8 protein-coding genes and 2 pseudogenes are annotated in these 13041 nt (G+C 61.2%); all 10 read right to left on the reverse strand.

The genetic code is table 11. The features are described 5' to 3' along the window. Position 1 precedes the first annotated feature (1 nt). The 10 genes and pseudogenes from hudA to ACM0M4_RS01505 all read right to left on the reverse strand — a co-directional run bounded on the left by hudA (position 2) and on the right by ACM0M4_RS01505 (position 13007). On the reverse strand, positions 2-1492 hold the full coding sequence (hudA, locus tag ACM0M4_RS01460; RefSeq protein ID WP_034038997.1) for a UbiD family decarboxylase HudA: 1491 nt from the start codon (positions 1490-1492) through the stop codon (positions 2-4). Between the two features lie 133 nt (positions 1493-1625). After that, positions 1626-2312, reverse strand: coding sequence for a YoaK family protein (locus tag ACM0M4_RS01465; protein ID WP_003106170.1), 687 nt, complete (start codon positions 2310-2312; stop codon positions 1626-1628). 163 nt (positions 2313-2475) lie between these two features. After that, positions 2476-3408, reverse strand: a complete 933-nt coding sequence (locus tag ACM0M4_RS01470; protein WP_023132724.1) for a hypothetical protein — start codon at positions 3406-3408, stop codon at positions 2476-2478. 262 nt (positions 3409-3670) lie between these two features. Then, positions 3671-4814, reverse strand: a pseudogene (locus tag ACM0M4_RS01475) (IS3 family transposase); the annotation flags it as partial. 41 nt (positions 4815-4855) lie between these two features. Beyond that, positions 4856-6448 (reverse strand): type VI lipase adapter Tla3 domain-containing protein, encoded by a 1593-nt coding sequence (locus ACM0M4_RS01480; protein WP_277601003.1) that lies wholly within the window; start codon positions 6446-6448, stop codon positions 4856-4858. Next, the gene (locus tag ACM0M4_RS01485; RefSeq protein WP_115288933.1) at positions 6448-8598 is read right to left on the reverse strand and encodes a DUF3274 domain-containing protein; all 2151 of its coding nucleotides are present in this window, start codon (positions 8596-8598) and stop codon (positions 6448-6450) included. Before ACM0M4_RS01485 ends, ACM0M4_RS01480 begins: the two co-directional genes overlap by 1 nt. Then, complete coding sequence (locus ACM0M4_RS01490) at positions 8595-9092, reverse strand: hypothetical protein (protein ID WP_003118123.1); 498 nt, start codon at positions 9090-9092, stop codon at positions 8595-8597. The genes ACM0M4_RS01485 and ACM0M4_RS01490 overlap by 4 nt, the downstream gene beginning before the upstream one ends. 3 nt (positions 9093-9095) lie before the next feature. Further along, positions 9096-9614 (reverse strand): annotated as a pseudogene (locus ACM0M4_RS01495) (type VI secretion system tip protein VgrG); the annotation flags it as partial. Between the two features lie 343 nt (positions 9615-9957). Next, on the reverse strand, positions 9958-11241 hold the full coding sequence (locus tag ACM0M4_RS01500; RefSeq protein WP_153549362.1) for a T6SS immunity protein Tli4 family protein: 1284 nt from the start codon (positions 11239-11241) through the stop codon (positions 9958-9960). Beyond that, a complete protein-coding gene (locus ACM0M4_RS01505) occupies positions 11238-13007 on the reverse strand; it encodes an esterase/lipase family protein (protein WP_223716478.1) in 1770 nt (589 codons plus the stop codon). Before ACM0M4_RS01505 ends, ACM0M4_RS01500 begins: the two co-directional genes overlap by 4 nt. Positions 13008-13041: the final 34 nt, after the last annotated feature.

The following is a 13041-nucleotide window of genomic DNA, read 5'->3' on the forward strand; positions in this document are numbered from 1 at the left end:
CTCAGGCGTCGCCGAATCCGTAGTCGCTCCAGCGTTCTTCGACTCGCCTGCGCAGCGCCGTCGGATAGGCGTGGCGGAACGACGCCGTAGCGGCACGCATTTGCCCGGCGAACTGTTCCGGGTACAGGCAGTTGATCACCAGCCGACCGCCGCTGCTTCGTGCCTTGTCCTCGGCATCGAGGTAGGGAACCATCGGGAAGTCACGGATCTGCGGGAAGGCGAAATGGTCGTGCAGCGGATGCGCGCGGGTCGCCAGCGCCCATACCACCTGGTCGATCTCGGTGACGTCGATGTCGTTGCCGACCAGGATCAGCTTCGGCACCAGGTGCCCGGCATGCGAGCCGAAGACGGTCTCGGCGACCCGTGCGGCGAAGGCCGCGGCGTCGGTGCCCAGGGCCGCCAGGCGCTGCACGTCGATCGACAGCACGGCCCAGCAGGTCGCCGCCTCGTAGGAGCACCAGACCATGTCCACCGGCAGTCCGGCGTTCTGCGCCACGTCCAGCAGTTGCGCGGAAATCATGGTGCCCCAGATGGTGTGGTTTTCCTCCGGTGGCGTGCCGGCGACGCAGATCGGCAGGATCGGCTGGTCGCGGAAGCTCAGCGCATGGACGTGGAACAGCGGCTGCGGCTTGCCGGTGGGGAAGGAATAGCCGTGGTATTCGCCCATCGGGCCTTCCAGCGCGGTTTCGTCGAGGCTGATCTCGCCCTCCAGGACGATCTCGGCATTGGCCGGAACCCACAGGCCGTTGGTCTGCGTGCGCACCACCTCCACCGGCTCGCCGACCAGGGCGCCTACGTAGCCGGCTTCGCTGACCCCCTCCGGCAACGGCATGCCGGCCGCCGCGAGTGCCGCCGGCGGTGCGCCGAGGGCCATCGCCCAGGGCGTCGGCTTGCCCAGGCGGCGCCATTGCTCGCGGATGATGCCGATGTGCTGGGTGGCAATGGTCGGGCCCGCCAGGGTGTTGCGGTCCACCAGCATCAGCCGGCCCACCGACCAGCTGTCCCAACTGCCGTCCGGCGTCTGTACCACGTGGAAACCGTAGGTGCCGAAATAGCGGCCGCCGTCCTGCTCATGGAGCAAGGGGACCGGGAAGCGGGTCAGGTCCACCTGCTCGCCGAGCCAGACGTTTTCCTGCACCGGCCCGCGCTCCAGCCGGCGCGGCGCGATCGGTTCCGCGCGCATCGCGGCGCGCAGCATGGCCACGATGTCCCGCGGCCCGCTGTGTTCCGGCAGGCCGAAATGCAGCGCCAGGCGCGAATGGGCGCGGGCCCTGTCGGCGCGCAGGCCGGCCGGCGCGCCCAGTACCCGCGCGCCGGGCAGGCTGTCGCGGATGTTGTGGAACAGCGGGGCGGGTGCGCGGCGTTCGTAGACCCGGCGGGTGATGGCGCCGATCTCCAGGTTGGCGTCGACCTCGGTGTGCACGTCCACCAGGTCACCCTGGCGACGCAGGTGGTCGACGAAGTGGCGGAAATCCAGGGCGCTGCGGTTCATCGGCTCGCCACTCCATATAAGTGCGTGTGCACGCATCCTATTGAATGGTTCCAGGCGAGGTCAAGAAGTGCTGCGCTCCGTTCCGGGGATTCGTCGGGCCGTCGTGGCACGCGGCAAACCCCGCAGTGGCCGCTCAACGCACCATATAGTCCATCTGCCATGGCCGCGGAATCACCAGTGCCAGCAACGCGAGAAGAGCCGCCAGCGCTGCGCTCGCCGCCATCGCCGCGAGGCCCAGTTGCTGTTCCAGCAGGGCGCCGAGCACCGCGCCGACGCACATGCCGCTCCAAGGCACCAGTTGCACCCGCCAGCCGTTGCGCCGCTCGCCCAGCAGCCAGCGGCCGAGGCCGCGGCCGAAGCGGGAGAGGGCGCCGGTGACGTAGGTCAGGCCGATGGGCAGGCCGTTGACCTGCTCGACCACGGCGTTGAGCATGCCCATGGCGAGGATCGCGGCGACCAGCGCCGGCACGTTCCAGTCGAATGGCCAGACCGCCGACAACGCCAGCAGCATCGCGCAGCAGACCAGGATCGGCGCCGCCCGGCGCCCGCTGAAGCGCGCCAGTATCACTCCCAGCGCGTTGCCGACGACGAAACTGGCCAGGGCGACGCTCAGCCGCACCAGCCCGCCGAAGTCGCCCTCGCCCAGCGATACCGCGAGGCGCGTGGTGTTGCCGCTCATGAAGGAAACGAAGTCGCCGGTGGCGAGGAAACCGATGGCGTCGGTCATGCCTGCCAGTACCGACAGCCCGGCCACCAGGCCGAGCCCGACACGCCCGCGCGTCCGCCGCAAACGAAGGCGCCGCGCGCTGCTACCCACCATGCTGTCTGGAAGCATCCGGAGAAACCACCCGCAGGAAGAGAAGGTCCGCCCCAGTGCGGACTCCCGATCTTAAGGCTCTCCCCAGGGAAAAGGCCAGGGGCGAGGCGGAGCGTCTGGGGCCGAAGATCCTGGTCAATCGGCAATGACAGTGCGGGGCGGGGCCTCAGATATCGAATACCGGTACCTGGTTTCCACCCAGTACCTCGATCTTGTCGGTCCGGTAGACCACCATCGCCTTGCTGCAGGTCACCGTGGAACGACCCTCTTTGCTGGCATTGAGATACACCGTGCCCTTGCCGGCGTAGACCGCTCTCGCGTTGGCGGCGATGCGCAGCTCGAGGGCCGCCGCTTCTCCGTCCTCGTCCCCGGCGAAGTCGCACCCGTAGAGGGCGATGGCCAGTTCCTTGCCGAACAGTTCGAGAAGGGTCGCACCAAAGGCCTGGGGCTCGACGAACTGCTTGCCCTGGACACGCCGGGCCATGACGTCCGCGGTGCTCTCGCCGTGGGGGTTGCCCAGCCAGAGTTGGCCAGCCGTGCCGTGGGTGGCGATGAGGATCGTATCGATGAAGTACTGTTCGCCGCTCTCCGCGGCAACCTTGCCTAGATCCCGAACCAACTGGGCGTAGTTGGTATCTGCCTTGATCGCGAAGGCCGGCTTGTAGAGCTTGTTCCGCGCATAGGCGACGACCGCCTCCGCGAAGGCGCTGCCGGAGTCGCCTCTCCGGATCTCCTGCTGGAAGTCGTGGTAGATGACCAGGATCGCCCCTTTCCTGACCGGGCCGCTGAGCCCTCCCTTGACGATGTCGAGGGCGAAACGGAAATTGGCGCTGAGCACCTGGGACGCATGGGTAGGAAAGGTATCCGTATCGGTCAGCAGTTCTACTTCGGTACCGACCAGCACCTCCTTTCGTTCGTCGCCCTCCGCCCAGGGCGTGTCGTCCACATCCGTTCCGTAGATCCTTGCGTCCAGGTCGACCTCGACGAGCGTACTCACTGTGAAGGGCACCAGAAGCTCTTCCGGGCCGAGTCGATTCTTGACCACGGCGCCCTTGCCTTGCTTGGCGATTTTCGTGACTACGCCATGCCATGAGCGCATCCTGTTGCTCCTGTGGGAGTCCTGGTAGGAACGGCATCCGAGCATGCAGAACTATAGACGTGAAACGGCCAGCCCCGAGGAACTATCCGCCGATCGACCCTTCATCTGGCCCCGGCCTTGAGTGCCATTCCCGGCCGGACAGGATCGGTTGCTCTGGTCTCGCGGCGAGGGACAGGCGCTGCTCGGCGGAGCGGGTGGCGGCGAGGCAGGTCTTGTCTAGTCCTGAAATAGGTTTACACCTGCTCAGGTAGGCCGATAGGCCTCAAAACGCCCGATGCACCGCATCGGGCGTTTTGTTTTTCAGGGCCATGTGAGGCCGCTCTGTGTTGTAGATCTGCACGGCTTCAGCAACCATCTTCCTTGCCTGCTCCAGATTTTCAGGGCTACTCAGCAGCAGCTCTGTTTTGAGGATCCCGTTGATGCGCTCAGCTAGCGCGTTCTGGTAGCAGTCATATCCGTCAGTCATCGAGCACTGGACGCCATGCCGTGCATGCAGTGACTGATACAGCGCCGAGCAATATTGAATACCGCGATCCGAGTGGTGGACCAGTGACTGGCGACGCTGCCGTTTGCGTAGGGCCTGCCTAAAGGCTTGTGCAACTGACTTGGCATGCAGGCTTTCATGCACATGGTGGCCAACAATTTTTCTGGAATACGCATCCGTTACCAGGCTTAGGTACAGCGGGCCGCTACTGGCTGGTAGGTAAGTAATGTCCGCCGCCCAAACGTGCTCCGGTCCTGACGGGACAACCTGGTTCGGGCCTGACTGGAGTAGGTTCGGATGGCGGTAGAAGCGGTGAAAGCTTTGTGTTGTCTTGTGATACGCCCGCTTGGGCAACACCAGCAAACGGCGCTCTCCCAGGACCTGAAATAGTCGGTCTCGGCCAATTTGGAGCCGCCTATCAGGCTGGCAATGCAGCAGATAGTGCAGCTTTCGTGTGCCTAGTCGTGGCTGACGTATCCGGATTTGTTGAACAAATTCGACAACCCGATCTGCCTGGCGTGCTTTGCTATCAGCAGCTCGATTGCGCTTTTAGTAAGCCTGTCGGCTCATGCCAAGAAACTGACAAGCCCTGGCAATGCTCAGTCCTGCGACTTGACCTTGCGAGAGGACTTGCCGGATCGCTTTTTTACGACCGATACACCGTAATCATTTTTCAGGACACCGACGACGGTCTCGAAGAACTGAGCCTTCTGGCTCATCAACTCAAGCTGCTGCTCAAGCTCTTTGATCCGCTGCTCTGGAGTGAGCGTTTTGGGGTCAGACATCGCGCAACTCCTCTCGGCCCGAATCGACGCCCTTGGCTCCAATCCTGCCGACCATGCTTGCGCAACCATACCAGAACCGTCGACCGGCCCTGGATGCCATACCGCACCTGGGCCTGCTTGTAGGTCACCTGTCCTTGTCATCTGACGAAAACTCCATCTGGCGCGGGACACCATCGACCTACAAATCGTCCTGCCAGTCGGTGCTGGGTTTGAGGCTGCTCAGGAACTCTTCCAGGGCATAGTCTTCGCCGGGCGGCAACCGGGTCGTGAGCCGACTGGCGGGCGCCACCGGGTCGGCCGATAGCGGCGGACCGTCGCCGCTGGCGGTCTGCGGCAGCAGGTCGACGCCGAATGGGTCGTGAACGGGCTTCTTCCCCGGCGTCGGCGAGCTGATGCCGATCAGGGTCGCCTGGTCCTTGCGCCGCAACGGCATCACCATGCTGCTGTCGCCGTTGAGGTAGCTGGCCATGGTCGCCAGGGCGATGCCAACGAAGGGCGAGGCCGCGCCGGTGTCGCCCAGGCGCTGGGTCAGGTCGTAGCTTTCCCGCGAGTCCAGCAAGTCCAGCGAACTCTGCGCGGCGCCCAGCGCCGGGGTGAGTTCGGCCAGCGGCGTGGCGTTCAAACCGCCGTCGTAGAACAGCCGGGCGGGCGCCGGCCTGAGCCCGGCACTGGCCGTCTTCCAGGCAGCGGCCAGTTGTGCGGTGAGAGCTTCGCGCTTGAGCCGTTCGCCGGTATCCGGGCGGGTCAGCGGCACACTCACCGGCCGATGCAGCCTGGCCAGCACCGGCAACGCATCCCACTGCTCCAGAGCCCGCTCGGTCCAGGGCTGGGGAATGAACGGCGTGGGGCGGAACTCCACCGGCGGCTTGCGCCAGCCCCAGCCACGGAACTCGGGGTCGATCCGGTTTTCGTTGACCTTGGTGTAGGGGGCGAACTGGCGTAGCCAGTCGACCCGCTCGGGGCGGCCGACGATCAGGGCGACCATTGCATCCGTAAGCGTTCCAGGTATCCGAGGGCCTGACACAGCGCCTAGTGACTTCAATGTTACATCTCTACTGGAAAGCGCCCCCGCCATACTGATGCCTTCATTCGCATACACCAACACTGCTGGCAAGTCAGGGTTGCGTTCGAATAAACTGAACAACGCCTCCAGTACTCCTTCAGGCGTATCGTTACAGATAATGCCATCCTGCAAATTGGCAATCCGATGCCAATGCAGTCCAGCCGGAACACGGAGATCATTGACTTTTACTGACAGGCTTTCCCGCGTCTCCTCCGGAGTGAAGCGTAGGTTAGGAGTGCTCGGATCCCAACCACGCACCACCGTCACCGTCGGTATCGGCCATTTCTCCAGGAAGTTTTTCAGCCCTAGTTCCAAGGCGTCCGCTTGGCGCTTTTCATACGCCATATCCTTGTCATCCGCAGACGTCGGATACTTCTTCGGGTCCATCGGCAGGATGCTGCCGACATGCAAGGCCTCGGCCTGTGCGGCATTCTGCTCCTGCAAGGCCTTCCACACTTGCCCCTGGCGAAACACATCCAGGCTCATGCCTATGCTGAGCACGTCCAGGGTTTCCAGGCGCGGCGAAGTTGTCGGTGGGTGATAAGCATCAGCGGACATGGTGGCCTCCTTGGCCGGGGCGTAGGCGGTAACGGACGTGGCCGGACTGGCAAAGCAGCGCATCGAGGATAGCGGCGACTCGGCCGCCTGCCCCACAGGGCAGTTCAAAAGGACGCCAACGAGAGAGAAAGCTGAGAGCATCAAGCGCATTAGATTGTCCCCCCAAAGCGCACCGCCTGCTCGTGGTAACGATCTAGGATGGTTTGTGTCCCGACCAGGGAAGGCAGTCTATTTCCTACTACCACAGGGAACTCGCCACTCTTGCGGTAAGCTACGGTGGCGTCTATTAACTGGCTGTTTTTAGATTCTTCCGCACGGTACAAAGCACGCACCTCTTCATCCGGCAGATCAACAGACGCATCACCTTGACTAAATATTCCTTTGTCCGAAGCCTTCCAATCCAACCGCCAATCCGCCACCCGACACAGATACTGATAGAAAACCACATCATCCACGCTGTCCCCGGCCCCGATGGCCAGGTCATAGGCCAGTACCCGCCGGTTATGCTCCGGGTTGTTGGGTATGGCCGAGTGGAACGACAAGGGCTCCAGATGGCCCTCCGCCGTCTGCAGGCGCAGCCGGGCCTCGTAGGGAGTTTCCGCGCGGGTGACCAGAACCATGCCGGTGCCCAGTTCACGAGCGGAAAACACATGGGTCTGCTGGGCCAATTCCTTGCCTTCGTTCAACGCCCTCTCCACGCTGCGCGCGTCGCGCCCGTAGCGGTACGCCAGCGCGGCGTCCACCTGTTGCGCGACGGCGTGCCCGCTGTCCTTTTCCTTCCAGCCGCCGTTGCTTACGCCGATGGCGGCGTCGATCGGATCGAGGGTATCGCGCACCTGATAGACGCCGCTGGCGGAGTTCTCTCCCGGCGCCGTGACGGCTCCGTCGAAATCGAATCGCGCTTCCGTCGGCAACGGCAGACGCGGCGCGGTCAGCAGCACGCTGTCGCCCTGGTCGAAGTTCGCCCGGCCGAATCTGTCCTTGCCGCCCAGCCCGGTGTCTTCCCAGGTCTTCTCGCCGGCCAGCAGAAGAGGATAGACATGGGGAGGGGCGTGCCCGCCGATCTTTTCCTTCTCGCCATTGCGCTTGCGTACGGTGAAGATGCGCTGGTGAAAACCCTGCGGCAGCCCGGTCCTTCCCGGGAGCCCCTTGACCTGCTCAGCAATGCCGCGCCAGCCGATACCCTGGACGTTGGCAAGTCCCACCGTCTGGTCCTGGGGCGTGAAATACAGGTAGACACTGCCGCGATTGTCGCGCTCATCGAAGCTGAGCCGTTCCCCGTCGATGGTCGTCTGGCAGCCCTGGCCACCCACCCAGCCGGGGCCGCCTATCGCGCCGTAGCCTTGGCAGTTGCGCAACGCGACGCTGCTCAGCGCGGGGACCGGATGGCGTCGGCCGCAGATGAACTCGAGGATACCTTTGAGCGTGGCCAGCCGCGCCTCTCTGGTCTGCTGGCTGCTCCAGCCCTGGAGCTTCTCGTTGAGGGGTTCGAACAGGCCGTAGGGTGAGTTGAGCATGATCACCCCGTCCGCCGGCTCCACGCCGTCATCCTTGAGGAAGGCATGTGCCAGCAGGGTCAACAGGGTGCCCTGGCTGTGCCCGACGACATTGATGGTGTCGTCCGGGTAACGCTTGCGGATGATATTGATCAACATGGCCAGGCGCATGGCCGCAAGGACCATGTACTTGCGCCCTGCCGCCGAAAACAGCGGATGGGTCATGGTGCCGCCGAACCAGTCCAGCGAGATGAAACCGAACAGCTTGCCGTTGAAACCCTGGCCCCACATGTCCGGCAGGTTGGTGGTGGCATTGACGAACTGCCCGCCTTCCTTGGTGCCGGACTTGTCCAGCCGGTTGCCGTTGCGGTCCAGCCATTCGCCGTGGGCCGCGGTCTTGTTGATGTATTGCTCTTCCTCGCGGAAGCCCCAGTAGAAAGGTACGACTACGCTGCGTACGGCGGCCCCGCCGGCGCCACTGGCGAACTTGCGCCGGTAGTAGACGACGTCGGGGTTCTCCGCCTTGCCTTCGTCGTCCGCCGGCAGGCTGTAGCCCGCCGGCGTCAGGTAGCCGGGATTGGCCTGCCCGCCGGGCAAGGTCGGCGGCATGTCCAGGCGTTCGTTGAGCCCCTGGCAGAGCCCTCGCTCGATCCGTTCGTAGCAACCCGCGAGATCGTTGACGCCATGCACCACGATGGTCACGCAAGGCTTGGGCGGAGGCGGCACCAGGTGCACGTCGCCGCCCTTGGGCAAGGTGATGGACTGGGCAGAGACGATCGTCCTCGACCGAACCCTATCGTTCATGGCTTCTCTCCTTGCCGCTCCTCGGCGTTGCGTCGTGCCAGGCAGGTCGCTTCGTCGAGCAGCATCCAGTTGCCAGGTTCGCCGGCCAGGCAGAATTCGACGGCAATGCTGGAAACCGTTTGCTGGTGCCGACGGCTACGCTCGTTGAAATGAATGAATGCGTTGTAGCTCCCATCTGGCTGCAAGCGCTCCGGCCGGCGCAGGAGCACGCTGGAGCCGGGATAGTCGCCGAAGACCTCGATCTCCCCGGCACGCCACCCGGGCGGGAGCTCGATCCGCCACAGCGTTTCCTGGCAATGGCTGCCGACCCGCCGACATACCGAAACACGGGTGATCTCGACGTCGTTGGTTTCCGCCAGCAAGGGGCGTAGATCCAGTGTCACGCGCCCGGAGCCGGCGTGTACCGGGATCTGCGGTGGCAGTTTGGAAACGGCCAGGGCCTGGGCGCTTCCCAGGCCGAACAGGCAGGCAATGAGCAAGGTCTTGCATTTCATTGGTCAGTATCCCGTTGGGAAGTTTTTCAGTACGCCAGCGAACCTGCTGTTCGCAGAGGCTTCCCCGAACTCGTTCTTCTCGAGGAAATAATCTCGAACGATGTCTCCCTGCTGTTCGATGTTGTAGTCCTTCAACGTCTTTCCCGGCTCCAACCGGTAGGCGTACTGGTCGCCTAGGAGAAACTGCCTGGCTTGCTGGTAGGCCCCCACCAGAAGGACGTTGACGCCATGCTGGTGCTGCCAGACATGGGTCATTTCGTGGATGAACAGACCCTGGCGCTGCAGGCTCTCCAGGCTCCAGTCCGCCACGCCGCGCAACTCCTCGCCGAAGTAGATATGGCCGTTCGGCGCCATCACGTAGTCCTTGCCCTGCCAGGGGACATAGTCCTCGTCGCGCAGGCGGACCGTGGAATAGTCGATGGAATCGCCGAATACGCCTTTCGCCAGGCTGATTTCCCCTTCGCTGAGAGCACGTCCGGCCTCGGCGTCGGAGCCACCCAGGAGTTTGCCGGCGACCAGCGATTTCGCGTGCTGCAGCAGCTCAGCTTCCAGGCAAACTGCACGCATGGAGGTCGCCGACCTGCCGAGAATGCCTAAGCTCCTCCATTCTCCTACTCTAGGCCGCCCTCTGCGACCCACTGGCAATCAGGCATCCTCATCTCGAGCAAGGCGGCCGGCGTTCCCATCCACATCCAGCAGCGCACTGCTCCCGATGATGGGAAATATGCTCGTCATCGGGAGCAGACCACCTGGTGGCCTCCGCCATCGATCAGTCTGGCCAAACGGCTCCGTGACCGTGATACCGTGGTAGGTGCTTTCACCGAGCCAAACGATATCCATTGCCAATTACTCCTTCTTCTGGTCCTTACAAGTCATCCAACCAATTCTCTTTCGGCGTCAAACTGGTGAGAAACTCCTCCAGAACATAATCGTCTCTGTCATAGGTCATCAGTGGTGCCGGGCGAACAGGAGGGCTACCGACGCTACTGGCCATTGGACCCGAGTTTGGTGGAGGAGGTGTCAGTGCTCCGGGGCGATAACGGACACTATTGAGAATTGTGTCCCAGAGTTCAAAGAACTCTGCCTCAGTCGGGTAAGCCGGAGCCTCGTCGTGGGTGGGGAAATCACCAAGTTCCGCAGGCTTCGTCGCAGTCTTAAAGGTCGTTTCCAGATCAATGCCAACGCTCGGCATCGGATAAGGACTTCCGGCACCAGGGAAACTCCATTCGCCACCGATGTTGGTTTTGAAATACTTCCAATTACCTCTTCCTTCAGTGCCACCAACCACACGCTCATCGCCCTCCAGATCGCCTACATTGCGTTTGCGAGCTCTATATTCCTTTCGACCGGCGACAACCCCCGGCTTGGCAAGATCTTTCGCCAGAAGCCCGGTGAATTCATCCTCTCCTTCCCGATAACGTTCCAACATTGGCTGCTCGGGTTCCCACACCTTCGCATGACGCACTACCAACCCTAGCTCCTTTGGCAGTCTGAATCCCCAGCTAACTGACTCGAACGGAGCATTGAGGTCGTAGTATGACTCAACAAAGGCTCCATTCAGGCATAGCCCTGGCCTGTCGGGTATTTCATTGTTCTTCCGTGTATACAGCCGGGGAAGCCAACGCAGAATATCCTCAGCAGCGTTTAGCGTGCGGCCGAAGGTGAACAATGTGTTGTCACGCCACAAATATCCCTCAGCCTCATGAAAAACCTCTTTACGCATAACTCCATTCAGGTCAGGTCCTTCGACCCACACATAGTTATATATAAATACTGAGCTATTTTTTAGAGGACTCCTTTTATTTGCCGACCGTGGAGCAAGTCTGGTGGATTTCTTTTCTTCTGCCTCGATCTCCGCCCATCGTTTCTCCATCAAAATAGCGTAATCAGCCTCAGACACTCCCGTGGTGACCGAAAGAGCTAAATAACCGTCAAGATGCGCCCCGCTGGCGGTAGGCTCCCACTCCGTTCCTTCTGGTAGATCGATGAGTAAGCGCCCAACACAATGGGTCTGCATTTTTTTTGTCAATTCTGTCATGGGATAATTCCTATGCAATTTGCTGTCACCCCAGTAACGCAAGGCATAGAAGCTCACGGCTATCGCTATGCCCAGCAAGATAGCGTGCGGTATATACTTACGCCATTTCATGCGGGTATTTCTGTAGTTGTCGTGGATTTTCCGGCCTCTTTTCGTACTGCCAACGCACCGATACATAGAACCGAATACAGAGTGACGTTTTGCACCATTCGATTATCGTACGAGGCCTGATGGTCAAACCCTGTCATACGAGCGGAGAAAACAGCGGCCTTTGCCGAGTCTTCGGAAGAATGCGCAGGTACCGTTGCATCACCTACTTGGTCTTGCCCCTGTATTTTCCCAACATAAGAGTTGCCTTTAGTGCTTCGCATGACCCCCACTCCATGCTGCATGACCATATCCTGTCCATCAGCATCATTAACCAGATAAGCCGTCCCCTCGTGGTCATCGCGCCACATACGCAACCCTATAGCGTGAACGGTCGATGGTACGGGCCCTCGGGTAGGAGGCAGGTCCTTGCGGTATGCAGCGATCATTTGCGGCTGAAGATTCCATGTGACGCGATGAAAAGCCATTTCCCCTTCATCTGCGCCGTAATGCGAGTATGTATTAGGGTGATAGCTGCTACCGAGTTCGGTGTGAAAATGCTTTGCCTCGCCCAGTCGCATTCCATAGCGCCCCCAGGCTTTCTGAAGTGCTTGAAGCGCTGCGGGACCTTTTATTTTATTGACCGCCGGATCAATCCAAAGCGGATCAACCAAGCGCCACCACGCTCGAGGCTCCATATAAATTTGCATATAGGGCTCCGCCTGCCCCACACGTGCCTCCGGTAGTTGTGCGACAACTCTGCCCTCGCAAGTGATGCGCAGCCAACCGGCCCCATAACGATGATTGGGCAAAAGCTCCAATGGGCCTGCTGCATTAGCAAATACCGGCATAATTTTCTTTCCAGTTCCACCAAGCCCGATGCTTCCGGCGAAGTCCTCCCAACCCGCACGCACCCTACGATAAGCCGTTCCGGCTCCAACCGCTGGCTGCACGCCATGAACTACTCCCTGAATCAAAGCGGGATAGCGTTTGGCACACATTCGGCCAACTAACCCTCCCATAGAGTGGGTAACCAGTATCACCCCATGGTCACACTTGACTCGAAGTTCTTTCCTGCAACGATCAATGATGGCTTCGATTTTTCCCGCCAGATAGTCGGCGGCTTTGCCGTTGGTCTGCAGCCAGTTGTAGCCCACTGCATAGACGGGATAACGAAACTCGGCAGCCTCCCGCAACATCTCCTTTGTGAGTACTTGATAGCCATTGAGCTGCCCCCACACCTCTGGGTTGTGCGGCACCGCACCTTGCACCCCCGGATACACCTCCCCCTTCGAGGTGATGATGAAGCGAAGCTGCGCTTCTAGGAAATTGAGAATGCCGCCGTACGAGCTGATCATCACCGACCCCCAACCACGACTAAGTGCCTCCTGCAACGGCAGAGTAGTAATGTGCTCGGAAACAACTTCACGATCTGCATCCTCGGGAGACGAGACTGGCCGTGTAGTGTCGGGATCAAGCAACAATTTCCGCTCTGTCGGGCTCAGATGACGGTACCCTCTTTTCGCAGTAAACCCCGCCACCCACCCCACGCCATCGTCTGGAAACCAAGCCCAACGATTGTTTTCCCCAAGTAACCTTCCAGCCTCCGCATTTGACGTCAATAACGGACTACCCATGATGCCCGGCACAAAAACAACCGGAATCGCCTGATCCGGAGGGGCAGTAATTTCGGCACGAACCTTGTTACTAGTTGGACTCATCGTCACACGAGCAGTGGTGTGTCCATTGGTCCCAATGTGCGTAGACACAAGCCTAGTTGGCTCACTCATCTCGATCTCCTCTCCATGTGGGCCCATATGCCAA

Origin of the sequence: Pseudomonas sp. 18-147 (assembly GCF_051048045.1) — a bacterium.
GTDB classification, from domain to species: Bacteria; Pseudomonadota; Gammaproteobacteria; order Pseudomonadales; family Pseudomonadaceae; genus Pseudomonas; species Pseudomonas aeruginosa.